Below are 17,383 nucleotides of genomic sequence, written 5' to 3'. Positions count from 1 at the left end.
GCTGGAGGTTGCACCGCAGGGCACCGGCAAGGCCGGGGGCCGCGCCCGGGCGAGGGGGCGTCGGCGGGGCCGGGGGTTGCCCGCAGCGGCGTCGGGCCGGGCGCGCCCGGGAGTCGGGAGGGGGCGGGCAGGATGGGGGTATGCGTATCGCGGTCACCGGCTCGTCCGGACTCATCGGCACGGCATTGGCACGGTCCCTCCGCACGGACGGGCACGAGGTGGTCCGCCTGGTACGCCGACCACCGGCCGGCCCCGGCGAGGCGGCCTGGGACCCCCGCCGCGGCACAGTCGACCCGGCCGGGCTGAAGGGCTGCCGGGCGGTCGTCCACCTGGCGGGCGCCGGCATCGGGGACCACCGCTGGACCGAGGCGTACAAGAAGGAGATCCGGGACAGCCGGGTCTCGGGCACCACGACCCTCGCCCGCGCCCTGGCCGCACTGGCCGAGCCCCCCGAGGTCCTCGTGAGCGCCTCCGGCGTCGGCTACTACGGCGACACCGGCGACCGCCCGGTGGACGAGGACGCCCCCGCCGGGTCCGGGTTCCTGCCCGGGGTGTGCGTGGACTGGGAGGCGGCCACCGCCCCGGCCGCGGCGGCGGGCGTGCGGACGGTGCTGGCCCGCAACGGCCTGGTGGTGTCGGCCCACGGCGGCGCCTGGGGCCGGATGTTCCCGCTGTTCCGGGCGGGGCTCGGCGGGCGGCTGGGCGACGGCCGGCAGTACTGGAGCTTCATCTCCCTGTACGACCAGATCGCCGCGATCCGGCACCTGATCGACACGCCGTCACTGTCCGGGCCGGTGAACATGACCGCCCCCGAGCCGCTGACGAACCGTGAGATCACCGCCGCGATGGGCCGGGTGCTGCACCGGCCGACGGTCTTCGCGGTGCCGGAGTTCGCGCTGCGGCTGGTGCTGGGCGAACTCGCGCAGGACGTGCTGGGCAGTCAGCGGGCGCTCCCCCGGCGGCTGCAGGAGTCGGGTTTCCGCTTCGCCTTCCCGAAGATCGACGACGCCATCAGGGCAGCTCTGACCGCCCGGAAGGGCTGAGGAAGGGGTCCCGGGCGGCTTGCCGCGACTACGGCAGGTAGACCGAAAGCGACCGTCGTGCGACCGTCGTGCGACCGTATGCGACCGGACTTGCGCCCATTCACGTGCCGAACGCGGGTATTTCCGAAGCCCGTTGGGGGAAGGAGGTTCCCCACCAGCCGCGCCGACCTCGGGGAGGGGCACGTGCTCAGCAGCGCACACCACGCGGACGTAGTCATTGTCGGAGCCGGAGTCTCGGGACTGTCGGCCGCGCACCACCTGATCAGTTCCGGCATCACCGTCACCGTCCTGGAGGCGGGCCCGGCGTCCGGCGGCCGGATGGCCACGGACGAGATCGACGGCTTCCTGCTCGACCGGACGGGGCACCTGCTCACCACCTCGTCCCCGGAACTCGGCCGCACCGCCGCACTCGCGGACCTGCGGCTGCGGACCTTCGCGCCGGGGGTCCTCGTGCAGAGCGAGGGCCGCCGGCTGGTCGTGACGCCGCCCGGCAGCCGGGGGCGGGTCGGCCCGGGGGCCCGTACCGCCGCCCGGGCGCTGGCCAGCCGCTCCCTCGACCAGGCCCGGCTGAGCGCCGCGCTGGGCCGGCTCGCGGCCACCCCGGAGGACCGGCTGCTGGCCCGGCCGGACCGGACCGCCGCGGCCGCCCTGCCACGCACCTTCCACGGCGTCCTGCGCCCCCTGCTGACCTCACTGCTCGGCGATCCGGAGCTGACCACCTCGCGGCGGTGCGCGGACCTCGCGCTGCGGGCGTTCGCCCTGGGCCGGCTCGCGGTGCCGGAGGGCGGCGCGGCGCAACTGCCCGCCCTGCTGGCCGCGGGACTGCCACCGGGCACCGTCCACACGGGCGTCCGGGTCCGTTCGGTGTCCACGAGCGCGGTGACCACCGAGGAGCACGGCGTGTTCCGCTGCCGGTCCGTGCTGCTGGCCACCGGGGCGCGGGCCGCCGCCGACCTGCTGCCGGGGCTGCGGGTGCCGGACTTCCACCCGGTCACCGTGCTGCACCACACCGCGCCGTCGGCGCCGGCCCTCGACACCGCCCTGCTGATCGACGGCGACCGGCGCGGACCGGTCGCGCACACCGCGGTGATGAGCGCCGTCGACCCGTCGCGGGCGCCGCGCGGCCGCACCCTGATCACCTCCACGGTGCTGGGCGCCGAGCCGTCCGAGCGGGAGGTGCGGGCGCAGCTGGGGGCCCTGTACGGGGCCTCCACGGCGGACTGGGAACTGCTGGCCGTCCACCACACGCCCGAGGCCGTACCGGCGATGCCGCCGCCGCAGGAGGTGCACCGGCGGGTGCGGGTACTGGCGGGCCTGTACGTGTGCGGCGACCACCGGGACCTCAACACGGTGCAGGGCGCCCTGCACTCGGCGCGCCGCGCCTCGCACGCGGTGCTGCGCGACCTGGGCGTCCCGGCCGTACCACCCCGGCTGGCCGTCCCGGCCGCCGCCTGACCGCGCAGCCCCGGGCCCGACCCGGGCCGTCCGGACCCCGCCCCGCCGTCCCCGGCTCCACCCCCGCCGGGCGGAGCCGGCGCTGGGGGGCGGGGACCCGCCCGCCAGCCAGGCCCCGGGTCCCCGGGGACCGCCTCGGGCTACAGCAGGGCGGCCACCCGGTCGCGGTAGTTGCGTACTGCCGTGGCGTCCCGGTAGGGCTCCAGCCGGCGTTCGAAGTCGCGTACGTACTCCACCGCCCGCGCGGAGCGCATCTCCATGGCCTGCTGGGCCGCTTCGGCCCCCAGCGCGCACGCCTGGTCGAGTTCGCCGAGGCCCAGCCGGGCCGTGGCCAGCACGATCCGGCAGAACAGCCGGGAGCGGGCGTAGGCGGGCGAGCGCAGTTGCAGGGAGCGCTCGGCGTGCTGGGCCGAGGCCCGGTACTGCTGGAGGTCCCGGTGGCAGTGGCCGAACTCGTCCGCGAGGTGCGCCTCGTCGAAGGACCTCGCCCAGTGCGGCGTGTCGTCGCCGGGCCGGGCCGCGCCCAGCGCGCGTTCGGCCCGGACCAGCGAGGCGGTGCAGGCCCGGACCTCGCCGAGCACCCCGTGCCCGCGCGCCTCCGCCGCGTGCAGCAGCGCCTGGACCACCGGCGGGGCGCCCGAGCCGACGCCCTGCTGGGCGACCCGGGCCAGCTGGACGGCCTCCCGGCCGTGTCCGAGGTAGACGGCCTGCCTGCTCATGGTGACCAGCACGTACGCGCCGTACGCCCGGTCCCCCGCAGCCTGCGCGAGCCGCAGCGCCTGCACGTAGTAGCGCTGGGCGAGCCCGTGCGCCGCGATGTCGTACGAGGTCCAGCCGGCCAGCCGGGTCAGGTCGGCGGCGGCGGCGAACAGCCGCCGCCCGGTGGTCTCTCCGTAGGTGCCGCGGAGCATCGGCTCGGCCTCGTGTTCCAGGTACCGCACCAGGGCCTGCCGGGCGTGGCCGCCGCCGTAGGCGTGGTCCAGGGCGCGGAACAGCTCGGAGACCGAGCGCAGGGCGGCGATGTCGCCGCCGGTGACCCGCTGTCCGGGGCCGCGGTCGATCTGCCGCTGCCGGGGCACGGCGGCGGTCCGGGGCTGGCCGGGCACCCGCACGGCCGGCGGGGCGTCGCCGCGGCCGACCCGCTCGTCGGCCCGGCCGATCAGCCAGTCGCGGCTGGGGACCACCAGCCCGGCGGGGGTGAAGGCGATCTTCCGCAGTTCGGCGTGGCTGCCGGAGTCCTTGCGCCACAGGCCGCTCGCGATGTCCACGGCCTCTTCGGGGGTGGCCGCGAACTCCAGGCCCGCGTAGACCGGGGCGCACGCGTCCAGGCCCAGGTCCTGGGCGGACAGCCGGCGGCCGAGCCGCCGGGTGAAGACCTCCGCGATCAGCGCGGGGGTCGTGCCGCGCGGCTGCTGGCCGCGCAGCCAGCGGGTCACGGAGGTCTTGTCGTAGCGCAGGTCGAGACCGTGCTCCAGGCCTAGCTGATCGACCCGGCGGGCGAGCCCGGCGTTGGAGAAACCCGCTTCCGCGATCAGCGCCGCAAGCTGCCGGTTGGGGACACGCTGCGGGGGTCGTTCCGTCATCGGCTCCACGGTCTCCTGACTTGCCGGACCGGAGTCCCGGCCCTGATGAACGGCGTGAATGTAGCGGCCAACTCCGCACTTGCCGCCCCCTCTGCCCCACATTCATCCGATCGTGCGAAGAACCGGGAGGCCCCTTTACGGATCACCCCGGGTGCCCCGCGTACGCTGCGCGGCATGACCGCGCACGATCCGACCGCCCCCGCACCGGAGTCCGACCGCGGGAGCCCGCTGTCCGCACCGGAGATCACGGAGGCGGAGTGCCGGCGCTGCGGGACGCTGATCGCGGGACTCGACGGCCGGTACGCCTGCGGGGTCTGCGGCTGGGTGAACGACCACTCCGAGGGCCACCGGCGGCTGCCGCGCGCCGACGAGGACCCGGACCGGCCGCGCGGCCGCCGGACCGCCCGGCCGCCACGGCCCCCGCGGCCGGCGCAGCCCGCGCCCGCGCCCCCGCCGACGCCGTAGCCGTAGTCGTAGACCCCGCCGACCGAGACCCCCCTGCCACCGGAACGGGCGCCGCCGTACCCTTGCCGAGTGCGATGGATGCACACAGCAGGTTCTACGAGGAGGCGCTGCGGTGTCTGAGCTGCGGTTTGTCCGTCTGGGCTTCGGGCCGGAATCCGTCGAGTACACCGAGGCGTGGGAAGAGCAGCGCCGGGTGCACGCGGCGCGCTTCGCCGACGAGATCGACGACACCTGCCTGCTGGTGGAGCACCCGCCGGTGTACACCGCGGGCCGGCGCACCGCCGACAACGAGCGGCCCCTCGACGGCACCCCCGTCGTCGACGTGGACCGCGGCGGCAAGATCACCTGGCACGGCCCGGGCCAGCTGGTCGGCTACCCGATCATGAAGCTGCCGCGGCCGGTGGACGTGGTCGCCCACGTCCGCCGCCTGGAGGACGCCCTGATCCGCACCGCCGCCGACTTCGGCGTCGAGACCACCCGCGTCGAAGGGCGCTCCGGCGTCTGGGTGCTGGGCGACCCGGTCGAGGAGCGCCCGTCGCTCGGCGGCCTCTCCCTCGACTTCGACCCGCGGCTGACGGACGAGGAGTTCGACCCGCGGCTCAACGGCCCCGAGTACGCGCCGTCCAACGCCGGCCAGCGCCGCGAGGACCGCAAGCTCGCCGCCATCGGCATCCGCGTCGCCAAGGGCGTCACGATGCACGGCTTCGCGCTGAACGTGAACCCCGACAGCACCTGGTTCGACCGGATCATCCCCTGCGGGATCCGGGACGCCGGTGTGACCTCGCTCGCGGCCGAACTGGGCCGCGACCTGACCATCGAGGAGGTGCTCCCCGTCGCGGAACGCCACCTGAAGGACGTCCTGGAGAAGGCCGAGCTGCGCCCCCGCGCGGTCGAGCAGCCGGCGAGCACCTGAGCCCTCCGGGAATGCCGTCGTGCACTCCCAGGTTGGCCGGACGTAAGAGCGTACGAATTACGGGCGTACCCTGGTGGGCGCCGAACAATCGAAGTCAGAGGGAGCCGGTCGTGTCCGCAGTCGCACCCGACGGACGCAAGATGCTGCGCCTCGAGGTCCGTAACGCCCAGACCCCCATCGAGCGCAAGCCCGAGTGGATCAAGACCCGGGCGAAGATGGGTCCCGAGTACACGAAGATGCAGAACCTCGTGAAGGGCGAGGGGCTGCACACCGTGTGCCAGGAGGCCGGCTGTCCGAACATCTACGAATGCTGGGAAGACCGCGAGGCCACCTTCCTCATCGGCGGCGACCAGTGCACCCGGCGCTGCGACTTCTGCCAGATCGACACGGGCAAGCCCGAGGCCCTGGACCGGGACGAGCCCCGACGCGTCGGCGAGTCCGTGGTCACGATGGACCTGAACTACGCCACGATCACCGGCGTCGCCCGCGACGACCTGGCCGACGGCGGTGCCTGGCTGTACGCGGAGACCGTGCGCCAGATCCACGAGCAGACCGCCGGCCGCGCCACCGGCCACACCAAGGTCGAGCTGCTGGCCCCCGACTTCAACGCGGTCCCGGAGCTCCTCGAAGAGGTCTTCGCCTCCCGCCCCGAGGTCTTCGCGCACAACGTGGAGACGGTGCCCCGCATCTTCAAGCGGATCCGCCCCGGCTTCCGGTACGAGCGCTCGCTCGACGTGATCACCAAGGCCCGCGAGTACGGCCTGGTGACCAAGTCGAACCTGATCCTCGGCATGGGCGAGGAGCGCGAGGAGGTCAGCCAGGCGCTGAAGGACCTCCACGAGGCGGGCTGCGAGCTGATCACGATCACGCAGTACCTGCGGCCCTCGCCGCGGCACCACCCCGTCGAGCGCTGGGTGAAGCCGGCGGAGTTCGTCGAGCTCGCGAAGGAGGCCGAGGAGATCGGCTACTCCGGCGTGATGTCGGGCCCCCTGGTCCGCTCCTCGTACCGCGCGGGCCGGCTGTACCAGCAGGCGATGGAGAAGCGCGCGCAGAGCGTCTGATCCCGACCCGAGCCACCGCTCGATCCGCGCTCGATCCCGCGCCCGGAGGGCGTGTGAATTGGCGCACAAGATACTACCCGGCAGTAACGCCGTGGCGAAGCGGCCCGTCCGCACTCTCCCAGGTGGAGGGTGTGGACGGGCCGCTTCCGTATTTGACGCGCCTCTGACCGCTTCCCGTCAAGGTTTCATCACCGTTTGACCGGCCGGTCACGCGCTGGTAACACCGTTCAGTGATGCTTGATGCACACACCGCATGCAGCACCTGAGAAGGGATCGACACCATGCAGGCCGCGCCTGTACACGCCATCGCCGTCCCGAGAGTCTCCGACGCCTTCCGGGCGGTGGAGTCCCTGCTCATGCGCACGGCCCGCCGCAACGCCTGGACCGCGGTCCTGGAGGACCGCCGACGGGCCCACGACCGGGTCGAAACCGAGCACGTACTCGAGGCCGCGGCTTCCCGTACGCCGTAAGCCACGTAAACTTCGCTACATGGCGAGGAAGGCAAACGCAGCTGCCGCTGCGAACCCCGGGCGACTCAAGCAGATCGCACTGACGTACAAGATGACCCGAAAGGCCGACCCCAAGGTCGGGCTGATCGTCGCGGGCATCGGCATCATCACCCTCGGCGTCTTCCTCGGGATCGGCTTCCTGATCGGGCACCCGGTCTACCTGGGCATCCTGGGCTTCCTGGTGGCGTTCCTGGCGATGGCGATCGTCTTCGGACGACGTGCCGAGCAGGCGGCCTTCGGGCAGATGGAGGGCCAGCCGGGCGCGGCCGCGGCCGTACTGGAGAACGTCGGGCGGGGCTGGACCACGACCCCGGCGGTCGCCATGAACCGCAGCCAGGACATCGTGCACCGCGCGGTCGGCAAGGCCGGCATCGTGCTGGTCGCCGAGGGCAACCCGAACCGGGTGAAGACCCTGCTGGCCGCCGAGAAGAAGCGCATGGCGCGCGTCGTCCCCGACGTCCCGGTGCACGACATCATCGTCGGCAACGGCGAGGGCGAGGTCCCCCTCAAGAAGGTCCGCACCACGCTGCTGAAGTTCCCGCGCGTGCTGGCCGGCGGCCAGATCACCGCGACCAACGACCGGCTGCGCGCGATGGGCGACCTGATGAGCAACATGCCGCTGCCGAAGGGCCCCATGCCGAAGGGCATGAAGATGCCCCGCGGCGGAAAGATGCGCTGACCCGCACCGCACCCCGCAGCACCGCTCCACCGCGCACCACACTCATACGCTGACCCGCTTTGCATACGAGAGGGCCCCGGACCAGTCGGTCCGGGGCCCTCTCGTACGACGTGGCCCGAGGTTCTAGATGCGGACCTGGACGGCGCGCGCGAGGCGGTCGTGCAGACCGCGGCCGTCGCGGTCCCAGACCACCGCCGGCACGACCAGGGCCAGCAGGAGCGTGCGGAGCACCACCCGGCCGAAGCCGAGCCGGCCGCCGGCCTCGGAAACGACCCGGAGGCCGACGATCCGCTTGCCGGGAGTGAAGCCGACCGTACCCACGGTCAGGATGGCCAGCGCGACGAAGAGGCCCAGGGTCCAGTTGCCCGTGCCGGCCATGTCACCGCCGGTGATCAGCCCGTATGCGATCAGCTGGCAGGCCACCCAGTCGATGGCGAGTGCGGCCAGGCGGCGGCCGAACTTCGCGACCGAACCCGGTCCCTGCCGCGGCAGCCCGAGCTGCTCGCCCGGGTATCCGAAGTCGACACCCATGTCCTCGGCGGTCTTGCGGGGGCCGGAAAGCCAGGATCCGATTGCTTGCCTGTTGTCCACCCGACCACGGTACCCGGAGCGTCGGACGCGCCCTCGGGGCCCCCTCGGCCCGGCCCTGGTTAACTTGTGCGAAACAAATGGGTCATGCTTGAGAAATCCCGCGTGCCTATGGTCGGGACCAGCGTGCGCCACCGCACTGGACGCACCACGAGCTATGCAGCCCGCCCCTGCCCGGGGGGTCGGGAGTAGGAGGAGTTGGATGTTCAAGAACGCCGACGAAGTGAAGCAGTACATCGAGGAGAACGACGTCAAGTTCGTCGACGTCCGCTTCTGCGACCTGCCTGGTGTGATGCAGCACTTCACCATCCCGGCGCGAGCGTTCGACCCGGCGGAGGAGCTCGCCTTCGACGGATCCTCGATCCGCGGCTTCCAGGCGATCCACGAGTCCGACATGGCGCTGCGTGCCGACATCACCACCGCGCGTCTGGACCCGTTCCGCAAGGACAAGACGCTCAACATCAACTTCTTCATCCACGACCCGATCACGGGTGAGGCCTACAGCCGCGACCCGCGCAACATCGCGAAGAAGGCCGAGGCGTACCTGGCCTCGACCGGCATCGCCGACACCGCGTACTTCGGCCCCGAGGCCGAGTTCTACGTGTTCGACAGCGTGCGCTTCGCGACCTCCGCGAACGAGGGCTTCTACCACATCGACTCCGAGGCCGGCGCCTGGAACACCGGCTCCGAGGAGAACAACCGCGGCTACAAGGTCCGCTACAAGGGCGGCTACTTCCCGGTCGCCCCGGTCGACCACTTCGCCGACCTGCGCGCCGAGATCTCCCTGGAGCTCGACGCCCAGGGCCTCCAGGTCGAGCGCCAGCACCACGAGGTGGGCACCGGCGGCCAGGCCGAGATCAACTACAAGTTCAACACGCTGCTCGCCGCGGCCGACGACCTGATGCTCTTCAAGTACATCGTGAAGAACGTCGCCTGGCGCAACGGCAAGACCGCGACCTTCATGCCGAAGCCGATCTTCGGCGACAACGGCTCGGGCATGCACGTGCACCAGTCGCTGTGGGCCGGCGGCGAGCCGCTGTTCTACGACGAGACCGGCTACGCGGGCCTGTCGGACACCGCCCGCTACTACATCGGCGGCATCCTCAAGCACGCCCCGTCGCTGCTGGCGTTCACCAACCCGACGGTGAACTCCTACCACCGCCTGGTGCCCGGCTTCGAGGCCCCGGTCAACATGGTCTACTCGCAGCGCAACCGCTCCGCGGCCATGCGCATCCCGATCACGGGCTCGAACCCGAAGGCCAAGCGCGTCGAGTTCCGCGCGCCGGACCCGTCCTCGAACCCGTACCTCGCCTTCGCGGCGCTGCTCCTCGCGGGCCTCGACGGCGTCAAGAACAAGATCGAGCCGATGGAGCCGATCGACAAGGACCTCTACGAGCTCGCCCCCGACGAGCACGCGGCCGTGCCGCAGGTCCCGACCAGCCTCGAGGCCGTGCTGAAGGCCCTGGAGGAGGACCACGAGTACCTCCTGGCCGGCGGCGTCTTCACCCCCGACCTCATCGAGACCTGGATCGACTACAAGCGCACGCACGAGATCGCCCCGATCCAGCTGCGCCCGCACCCGCACGAGTTCGAGCTCTACTTCGACCTCTAGCCGGACCCGGCCCGCCCGACGGGCCGCTGCGTGACGAACACCCCGGCGGGGGCCGCCGATCCACTTGTGGGTCGGCGGCCCCCGCTGTTTTGCTGGGTCCCGCCCGGGATCCGCCGGGTGTACGCGGGGACCGAGGGGCGCACCGGGATGGGGCAGGACGTACACGGCGCGGCGGCGCGGCGCACCGGGACGGCGCACGCGGCCGGCGGGAGCGTGGCCGTCAGCGGGGTGCTGATCGGCGACGTCGTCCAGCACCTCGCGGCGCCCGTACGGTCCGGGTACCTCCAGCAGGTGCACCGGATCGCACCGCCCGAGCTGTGGGACCGGCAGGCCGAGCTGGCCGAACTCGCCGATTTCTGCCGGGCGCCGGGGACCGGGCCGTACGCGTGGTGGCGGGCGCCCGCCTGGTCGGGGAAGTCGGCGCTGATGGCGCACTTCGTGCTCGCCCCGCCGCCCGGGGTGCGGGTGGTGTCGCGGGGCGGGGGCGGACCCCGTCGGTCCGGCTGCGGGCCGGACCGGGATGGCCTCCGGGCCGGCCGCCGGTGCGCGTGGCACGGCGGCGCCCGGAGGGCCATGGCGCGGATCCGTCAGCGGTCGGCTATCAGGCCTCGGACCATGCGGCACGTGGTGTTGGACGGGCGGTGGATGCCGGTGCGGACGGCCATCGTGCGGATCTTCCGGTTGGTGGCGCGCTTCGCGTCGTAAGTGCCGGCGTCGAGCAGGGATATCGCCAGGCGCATGGCCTTGAGCCGGCGGTTGTGCGCCTCGTACCACTCGCGGGGCAGGCCCGCCGGCAGCTTCTTCTTCTGCGGCGGGGAAACGGATACGGCAGCGGTCATCGGCAGCCTCCCGGAGGCGGGTGTCGGACTGTTTGGTACTGCTTCGATTTTACTGCGGGGCACTGACAAAAGGGCCTGGCCAGCAGGCACTTCAACGGGCTGGCGGTACGGTGGCCGGCATGGAGATCTGGATCAATCCCGCATGCTCGAAGTGCCGCAGCGCGCTGCATCTGCTGGACGAGGAGGGCGCCGCGTACACGGTGCGGCGCTACCTGGAGGACGTCCCCTCGGAGGACGAGATCCGGGCGGTGCTCGACCGGTTGGGGCTGGAGCCGTGGGACATCACGCGGACCGCGGAGCCGGCCGCGAAGGAGGCCGGTATGAAGGACTGGCCGCGGGATGCGGGGGCTCGGGACCGGTGGATCGCGCAGTTGGCGGCTACGCCGAAGCTGATCCAGCGGCCGATCATCACGGCGGACGACGGGTCCGCGCTGGTCGCCCGCACCGACGAAGCCGTCCGAGAGGCCCTCTCCCGCACCCCCTGACCCCCACCCGGCCTCGCCGGCGCCCCGCCGGCGCCACCCCCGACCCGTCGGTGCCCGGCGGCCCGACCCCGGCCTCGCCAGTGCCCCGCGGCCCGGCTCCCGGCCTTGTCGGCGCCCTGCGGCCCGACCCCCGGCCTTGTCGGCGTTGCCGGGTGCAACCTCCAGCCTCGCCGGCGTTTGAGGCGTGGGGTTTGGGGCGGAGCCCCAACGAACAACCCGGCTGACGCCGGGCACCGGGCTCCGCCCGGACCCGGTGGGGGTGGTCGTAGGGTCGGGGGGTGGGGAACGTACACGTATCCGACGGGGCGGCCGGGGCCGCCACCGCACTCGGCAGTGATCTGCACCTCGACCTGACCGAACCCGGCAGCCGCCGCACCGCCCTGGCACGCGCCCTGCGCGAGGCCGTACGCAGCGGCCGGCTGGCGGGCGGCACCCGGCTGCCGCCGTACCGCTCGCTCGCCCTCGACCTCGGCATCGCACGCAACGTGGTGGCGGACGCGTACGCGGAACTCGTCGCGGAGGGCTGGTTCACCGCCCGGCAGGGCTCCGGCACCCGGGTCGCCCAGGGCGTGGCCGCGGCGCCCGCGCCGGCCGCGCCCCGGCGGCCCGCCGTCGCGGGCCCGCGGCACGACCTGGTCCAGGGCAAGCCCGATCCGGCCGCCTTCCCGCGCACCGCGTGGTCGGCGGCCGCCCGCCGGGCACTGGCCGCGGCGCCCGCGGACGCGTTCGGGCCGGGCGATCCGCGGGGCCGCCCCGAACTGCGGTACGCGCTGGCCGAGTACCTGGCGCGGGCCCGCGGGGTGCGCACCGATCCGGAGCGGATCGTGGTGTGTTCCGGCTTCGCCAACGGGCTGCGGCTGCTGGCCCGGGTACGGCCCGGGGCGTGGGCGGTGGAGGAGTACGGGCTGGGCTTCCACCGCGGCATCCTCGACGCGGCCGGGATCCGCCAGCATCCGCTGCCCGTGGACGGGGAGGGCGCCCGGACCGGCGCGCTGGCCGCGCTCCCCCGGCCGGTGCGGACCGCGCTGCTGACGCCTGCCCACCAGTTCCCGACGGGCGGTCCGCTGCTGCCGTCCCGCCGTACGGAGGCGGTGGAGTGGGCGCGTTCCCGTGACGGGATCCTGCTGGAGGACGACTACGACGGCGAGTTCCGCTTCGACCGCAAACCGGTGGGTGCCGTGCAGGGGCTCGATCCCGAACGGGTCGTCTACGCGGGCTCGCTGAGCAAGAGCCTGTCCCCCGCGATCCGGCTGGGCTGGCTGGTCCTGCCGGACGCGCTCGTGGACGAGGTGCTCGCGGCGAAGGGCGTACGGGAGTCCTGGGCGAGCGCGCTGGAGCAGCTCACGCTCGCCGAGTTCCTGGTCTGCGGGGCGTACGACCGGCACGTGCGGCGGATGCGGCAGGGGTACCGGGACCGGCGCGACCGGCTCGTGTCCGTCCTCGCCGAACGGGTCCCGGCGGTGCGGGTGACCGGGATCGCGGCCGGGTTGCACGCGGTGCTGGAGTTGCCGGCGGGTACCGAGCGGGCGGCCGTGGCGGCGGCCGCCGCGGAGGGGGTCGCGCTGGACGGTCTGTCCGGGTACCGGCACCCCGGGGCGGCCGGGTCGCCGTCGCGGGAGGGGCTGGTGGTCGGGTACGCGGCGCTGCCGGAGCGTGCCTTCGCGCACGCCCTGGACGCCCTCACCGCGGCCCTGACCCGCGCCACGGCCCCGCCCCGCCCGTAAGGGGCAGTCCCAGCGGCCTCGCCGACGATCCCCGCCTCGCCGGCAGCCCCCAGCCTCGGCGGCCACCTTCCAGCTTCGCCGGCAATACCCGGCCTCGCCTGCGACCTCCAGCTCCGCCGGCGTTTGAGGCGCGGGTCCGGGCGGAGCCCGGTGCCCGGCGCCAGCCGGGTTGTCCTTGGGGCTCCGCCCCAAACCCCGAGGCTGGAATTGCCGCCCAGGAGGTCACGCCGGGCAGCCGGCGCGGCCGGGGTGTTGCGCCTCAGCGCGTCGGCGAGGCTCAGGGTGGCGCCTCAGGGAGCCGGCGGGGGTGGGTGGGCGTGTCGGGTGGGGGTGGGGGCGGGGGGGTCGTACGTTGGCGGCGATCGGAGGGCGGGGCACGGCGGCGGAAGGAGCCCTTTGGCCGAGCAGGCGATCCCTCAGGAGCAGCCACGGCGGCGGCCCCCGGGCCACGCGCCCGGGCGACGCGGCGCGGACTGGATGTTCGGCGGGGTGTACGGGACCGTCCTCGCGAGCGCGCTGCTGGCCGCGCTCCAGAACAAGTCCGACCCGTACACCCCCTACTACGACGCCGCGTGGGTGCTGGTGACGGCCGCCGCGGCCGGCCTGGCGCACGGCTACTCGCACCACATGGCCACCCACCGCCGGGGTTCGGCCGGGCACCGCTGGCGGCAGCTGGTCCTCGCCCTGTTCGACGAGTGGCCGCTGGTGGTGGCCGCCCTGCCGACGGTCCTGCTGCTGCTCGCGTCCGGGCTCTGGGACTGGAGCGAGCCGTCCACGACGGCGCTCGGGCTGGGGCTGAACACGGCACTGCTGTTCGCGTGGGGTGCGTTCGTGGCGCTGCGCCTCGGCTACGGGCTGGGCTCAGCGGTCCTCATCGGCATCGCGGACGCGGCGATCGGCGTGGCGATCGTGGCCGCGAACGCCGTCATCAAGTGACCCGGCCGCCCTGTTCGCGAGGCGGGGCCCCCGTACGGAAGTCCCCGTACGGAAGCCCCCCACGGGAGCCCCGTACGACCGCTGCCGCCGCGCCTCACGCCAGCTGCGCTTCGGCCTCCGCCAGGAGTTCGGTGAGGCGTAGGCCGAAGGTGGCGTCGCGCGGGTCGGGGGTGCCGGTGCGGGCTGCGGTGAGCAGCGCGTCGAGGGCTCGGCCGAAGGCGCCCGGCACGTCGGTCCAGTCCGGCAGCGTGACCACGCCGTGGGTGCCGCGCAGTTCGATGCCGACGCCGGAGCCGGCCCGGGGGGCGCCGAGGGTCAGCGCGCTGGTGCTGACGGTGCCGGAGGTGTGGCGCAGCACCAGGTGGACGGTGCCGGCGGCGCCGCGGACCGCCGTGACACCGGTGACCTCGCCGAGGACCGGGATGAGGACGGACAGGGCGTGCGGGCCGACGTCCCACAGCCCGCCCTTGTCGCGGCGCCAGGGCGAGGCCGCGTACGGGCTCTGCGGGCCCTCCTCGGCGTAGAGGGAGCCGTACCAGTGCGCGTGCGCGGCGAACCAGCCGTCCCGTGCGGCCTGTTCGGCGATCCAGCCGGCGGCGGGCTCGGCGAAGCGGAGGGTGAGGAAGACCACGGAGGCGACGCCGGCCCGGTCGGCGGCCTCGGCGACCGCGCGGGCGCCCTCGACAGTGGTGGCGACGGGCTTGTCGAGGAGCAGGTGACAGCCGGCCTCGGCGGCCCGGACGGCCAGCGGGGCCTGGACGTCCGGGGGCAGCGCGAAGGCCACGGCGTCGCACTGCGCGAACAGTTCGTCGGGGTCCTCGTAGACGGGGACGCCGTAGGGCTGCGCGAGTGCGGCGGCTGCCTCGGGCCGGCGGCCCCAGATCCCCGCGAACACGGAGCCGGCGTGGCCGGCGAGGGCGGGGGCGTGGGTGCGGGCGGCCCAGGGTCCGGTGCCGAGGAGACCGACCCGCGGCAGCCGGCCACCGTCCGGACCGGCACCCTCGGCACCCGGCCCCGGCCCCGGTCCCGGGCGCAGGCCACCGTCCGGACCGGCACCCCCGGCACCCGGTCCCGGGCGTGGTGTGTCGTCCGGACCGACAGGCGTGAAATCGTACGAAATGCTCACGCGGACAGTGTGCCTCACACCTGGCAGGACACCGGGGAGGCCGCTGAAACGTCGGTAACACGGGGTTCACACCCGGGCAACGGCCGGGAAATCGCGGATTGGCACGCTGCGGGCATCACCGCAGCACCCGCAGAGTCTGCGCCGGAGTGAAGCACCGAAGGATGGGGCCCGTGGCTATCAAGGCTGAGTACATCTGGATCGACGGCACCGAGCCGACGGCGAAGCTCCGCTCCAAGACGAAGATCCTCGCCGACAGCGCCGAGCTGCCCATCTGGGGCTTCGACGGGTCGAGCACGAACCAGGCCGAGGGCCACGCCTCCGACCGGGTGCTGCAGCCGGTGTTCTCCTGCCCGGACCCGATCCGCGGCGGCGACAACCTCCTCGTCCTGTGCGAGGTCCTGAACATCGACATGACCCCGCACGCGTCCAACACCCGCGCGCTGCTGCGCCCGGTCGCGGAGAAGTTCGCCGGGCAGGAGGCGATCTTCGGCATCGAGCAGGAGTACACCTTCTTCGACGGCGACCGCCCGCTCGGCTTCCCGATCGGCGGTTTCCCGGCGGCGCAGGGCGGCTACTACTGCGGTGTCGGCGCGGACGAGATCTTCGGCCGCGAGATCGTCGAGAAGCACCTCGACCACTGCCTCGCGGCGGGCCTGAGCATCTCCGGCATCAACGCCGAGGTCATGCCCGGCCAGTGGGAGTTCCAAGTCGGCCCCGTCGGCCCGCTGGAGGTCTCGGACCAGCTGTGGATCGCGCGCTGGCTGCTGTACCGCACGGCCGAGGACTTCAACGTCTCGGCGACCCTCAACCCCAAGCCGGTCAAGGGCGACTGGAACGGCGCGGGCGCGCACACCAACTTCTCCACGAAGGCGATGCGCGAGGACTACCGCGCGATCGTGGCCGCGTGCGAGGCGCTGGGCGAGGGCTCGAAGCCGATGGACCACGTCAAGAACTACGGCGCGGGCATCGACGAGCGCCTGACGGGTCTGCACGAGACCGCCCCGTGGAACGAGTTCAGCTACGGCGTCTCGGACCGCGGCGCCTCGGTCCGCATCCCGTGGCAGGTCGAGAAGGACGGCAAGGGCTACATCGAGGACCGCCGTCCGAACGCGAACGTGGACCCGTACGTGGTGACCCGCCTGATCACGGACACCTGCTGCACCGGCCTGGAGCAGGCCGGCCTGGTCTGACCCGCCGGTCCGACCTGCCCGGTGTGACCCACCCGGTCCGACCTGCCCGGTGTGACCCACCCGGTCCGACCTGCCCGGTGTGACCCACCCGGTCCGACCTGCCCGGTGTGACCCGGCCGGGCCGAGCCGCCCGGTCCGGCCTGCCGGACCCGCCGCACCGCCCGTGGAGGCGCCCGCTGTTCGAGTGCGGGCGCCTCTTCGCACATTCGGAAGTCCAGGTTCCGTATCACCTGGTGAGAGGGGGTCTGATGCCGGACGGGACCATCTGCTTCAATGGGCGCATGGCCAGCCACTCGCACACCTCGATCGGTCGCAGCGACCTCGAGCCGTTCTGGCCCTCTCGTCAGCACCACGATTTCGACCGGGTGTGTTGCCGCGCGAAGAACGCGCCGGCCCTCTAACGCCTCCAGGCATCCACAGTCCTGCTAGGCCTTCGGTCTGCGCGGCCGACGTACGTCTCCTGCCGACGACTCCGCGTGAAAGAGCTGACCACTCATGGCGAACACCCGCACCTTCTCCACCGCTGCCACCTCCGCTGCGACCGCTCCCCTGACGTTCCCCTCCCACCGCCACCGCCTGCGCGCCGTCGACCGCGACGAGGTGCAGGTGCCGCGCGTGGCCGACTTCCTGCCGCCGGGCGCGACCTGGCTGCCGGCGCCGCCGCACACCCTGCCCGCGCTGCCGGGCCAGCCGCCGATGGTCGGCTACCTGGTCCTCGTACCGGCCGACCAGCAGCCGCCGGTCGCGCTCGCCGCGCAGGCCGCCGCGGCGGCCCGGGCGGCGGCTCCCGCAGCCCACGCCCCGGCACACACCTCCGCCCCGGCCCCGGCCGGCACCCGCGGGGACGCGCTCGTACGGATCGACCCCGCGCAGCGCACCGCCGAGGTCGACGGCGAGGTCCTCGACCTGACGTACCTGGAGTTCGAGCTGCTCGCCCATCTGGTCGCGCACCCGCACCGGGTGCACAGCCGGGACCAGCTCGTCACCACCGTCTGGGGGTACGGCCACGTGGGCGACGGCCGGACGGTGGACGTCCACGTCGCCCGGCTGCGGCGCAAGCTGGGGCCCGCGCACCGCGGGGCGATCCAGACGGTTCGGCGGGTCGGCTACAAGTACGCGCCCTGAGCACGCCGTCCCTGTCTCCTCCCCGCTGCCGAGACCACGTCCCGAGACGG

At 73.6% G+C, this 17,383-nt stretch carries 17 protein-coding genes; 13 read left to right on the top strand and 4 right to left on the bottom strand.

What is annotated here, in order from left to right; all coding sequences use genetic code 11:
• Nucleotides 1-140 precede the first annotated feature (140 nt).
• Together OG764_RS25310 and OG764_RS25305 are read left to right on the top strand one after the other, a co-directional pair.
• A complete protein-coding gene (locus tag OG764_RS25310) occupies nucleotides 141-1,043 on the top strand; it encodes a TIGR01777 family oxidoreductase (protein WP_328970720.1) in 903 nt (300 codons plus the stop codon).
• 183 nt (nucleotides 1,044-1,226) lie between these two features.
• Complete coding sequence (locus tag OG764_RS25305; RefSeq protein ID WP_328970719.1) at nucleotides 1,227-2,498, top strand: FAD-dependent oxidoreductase; 1,272 nt, start codon at nucleotides 1,227-1,229, stop codon at nucleotides 2,496-2,498.
• Between the two features lie 140 nt (nucleotides 2,499-2,638).
• On the opposite strand, the gene OG764_RS25300 is transcribed toward OG764_RS25305, so the two are convergent.
• Complete coding sequence (locus tag OG764_RS25300) at nucleotides 2,639-4,081, bottom strand: regulator (protein ID WP_328970718.1); 1,443 nt, start codon at nucleotides 4,079-4,081, stop codon at nucleotides 2,639-2,641.
• 174 nt (nucleotides 4,082-4,255) lie between these two features.
• Here OG764_RS25300 and OG764_RS25295 point away from each other — a divergent pair, with 174 nt between their 5' ends.
• From OG764_RS25295 to OG764_RS25275, 5 genes are all read left to right on the top strand, one after another.
• Nucleotides 4,256-4,546: a hypothetical protein gene (locus OG764_RS25295; protein ID WP_328970717.1), complete on the top strand. Its 291-nt coding sequence runs from the start codon at nucleotides 4,256-4,258 to the stop codon at nucleotides 4,544-4,546.
• A 112-nt stretch (nucleotides 4,547-4,658) separates the two neighbouring features.
• Nucleotides 4,659-5,459 (top strand): lipoyl(octanoyl) transferase LipB, encoded by an 801-nt coding sequence (lipB, locus tag OG764_RS25290; RefSeq protein WP_328970716.1) that lies wholly within the window; start codon nucleotides 4,659-4,661, stop codon nucleotides 5,457-5,459.
• A gap of 110 nt (nucleotides 5,460-5,569) precedes the next feature.
• Nucleotides 5,570-6,520: a lipoyl synthase gene (lipA, locus tag OG764_RS25285; RefSeq protein ID WP_328970715.1), complete on the top strand. Its 951-nt coding sequence runs from the start codon at nucleotides 5,570-5,572 to the stop codon at nucleotides 6,518-6,520.
• 281 nt (nucleotides 6,521-6,801) lie between these two features.
• On the top strand, nucleotides 6,802-6,990 hold the full coding sequence (locus OG764_RS25280; protein ID WP_328970714.1) for an SCO2195 family GlnR-regulated protein: 189 nt from the start codon (nucleotides 6,802-6,804) through the stop codon (nucleotides 6,988-6,990).
• Nucleotides 6,991-7,009: 19 nt separating this feature from the next.
• Nucleotides 7,010-7,708, top strand: coding sequence for a DUF4191 domain-containing protein (locus tag OG764_RS25275; RefSeq protein ID WP_328970713.1), 699 nt, complete (start codon nucleotides 7,010-7,012; stop codon nucleotides 7,706-7,708).
• Nucleotides 7,709-7,831: 123 nt separating this feature from the next.
• Here the strand turns inward: OG764_RS25275 and OG764_RS25270 are convergent, their stop codons facing one another.
• Entirely contained in the window at nucleotides 7,832-8,299 is a 468-nt protein-coding gene (locus tag OG764_RS25270) for an RDD family protein (protein WP_328970712.1), read from the bottom strand.
• Nucleotides 8,300-8,498: 199 nt separating this feature from the next.
• On the opposite strand from OG764_RS25270, the gene glnA reads away from it, so the two are divergent.
• Nucleotides 8,499-9,908 carry a type I glutamate--ammonia ligase gene (gene glnA, locus OG764_RS25265; protein WP_328970711.1) on the top strand — a complete coding sequence of 470 codons (1,410 nt, stop codon included), beginning with the start codon at nucleotides 8,499-8,501 and terminating at the stop codon, nucleotides 9,906-9,908.
• A gap of 587 nt (nucleotides 9,909-10,495) precedes the next feature.
• On the opposite strand, the gene OG764_RS25260 is transcribed toward glnA, so the two are convergent.
• Nucleotides 10,496-10,747, bottom strand: a complete 252-nt coding sequence (locus OG764_RS25260) for a hypothetical protein (protein WP_328970710.1) — start codon at nucleotides 10,745-10,747, stop codon at nucleotides 10,496-10,498.
• A 119-nt stretch (nucleotides 10,748-10,866) separates the two neighbouring features.
• Between OG764_RS25260 and OG764_RS25255 the strand changes: the two genes are divergently transcribed.
• The 3 genes from OG764_RS25255 to OG764_RS25245 all read left to right on the top strand — a co-directional run bounded on the left by OG764_RS25255 (nucleotide 10,867) and on the right by OG764_RS25245 (nucleotide 13,892).
• The gene (locus tag OG764_RS25255) at nucleotides 10,867-11,232 is read left to right on the top strand and encodes an ArsC/Spx/MgsR family protein (protein WP_328970709.1); all 366 of its coding nucleotides are present in this window, start codon (nucleotides 10,867-10,869) and stop codon (nucleotides 11,230-11,232) included.
• Nucleotides 11,233-11,510: 278 nt separating this feature from the next.
• Nucleotides 11,511-12,956: a MocR-like pyridoxine biosynthesis transcription factor PdxR gene (gene pdxR / locus OG764_RS25250; protein ID WP_328970708.1), complete on the top strand. Its 1,446-nt coding sequence runs from the start codon at nucleotides 11,511-11,513 to the stop codon at nucleotides 12,954-12,956.
• 396 nt (nucleotides 12,957-13,352) lie between these two features.
• Nucleotides 13,353-13,892, top strand: coding sequence for a hypothetical protein (locus tag OG764_RS25245; RefSeq protein ID WP_328970707.1), 540 nt, complete (start codon nucleotides 13,353-13,355; stop codon nucleotides 13,890-13,892).
• A gap of 94 nt (nucleotides 13,893-13,986) precedes the next feature.
• Here OG764_RS25245 and OG764_RS25240 read toward each other — a convergent pair whose 3' ends face one another.
• The gene (locus OG764_RS25240; RefSeq protein WP_328973159.1) at nucleotides 13,987-14,868 is read right to left on the bottom strand and encodes a Gfo/Idh/MocA family protein; all 882 of its coding nucleotides are present in this window, start codon (nucleotides 14,866-14,868) and stop codon (nucleotides 13,987-13,989) included.
• Between the two features lie 320 nt (nucleotides 14,869-15,188).
• On the opposite strand from OG764_RS25240, the gene glnII reads away from it, so the two are divergent.
• On the top strand, nucleotides 15,189-16,208 hold the full coding sequence (glnII, locus tag OG764_RS25235; protein WP_328970706.1) for a glutamine synthetase: 1,020 nt from the start codon (nucleotides 15,189-15,191) through the stop codon (nucleotides 16,206-16,208).
• A gap of 495 nt (nucleotides 16,209-16,703) precedes the next feature.
• Nucleotides 16,704-17,333: a winged helix-turn-helix domain-containing protein gene (locus tag OG764_RS25230; protein WP_328970705.1), complete on the top strand. Its 630-nt coding sequence runs from the start codon at nucleotides 16,704-16,706 to the stop codon at nucleotides 17,331-17,333.
• Nucleotides 17,334-17,383 lie beyond the last annotated feature (50 nt).

The sequence above is a fragment of the Streptomyces sp. NBC_00239 genome, assembly GCF_036194065.1.
Lineage (GTDB): Bacteria > Actinomycetota > Actinomycetes > Streptomycetales > Streptomycetaceae > Streptomyces.
This window is presented reverse-complemented; position numbering and strand designations above follow the sequence as displayed.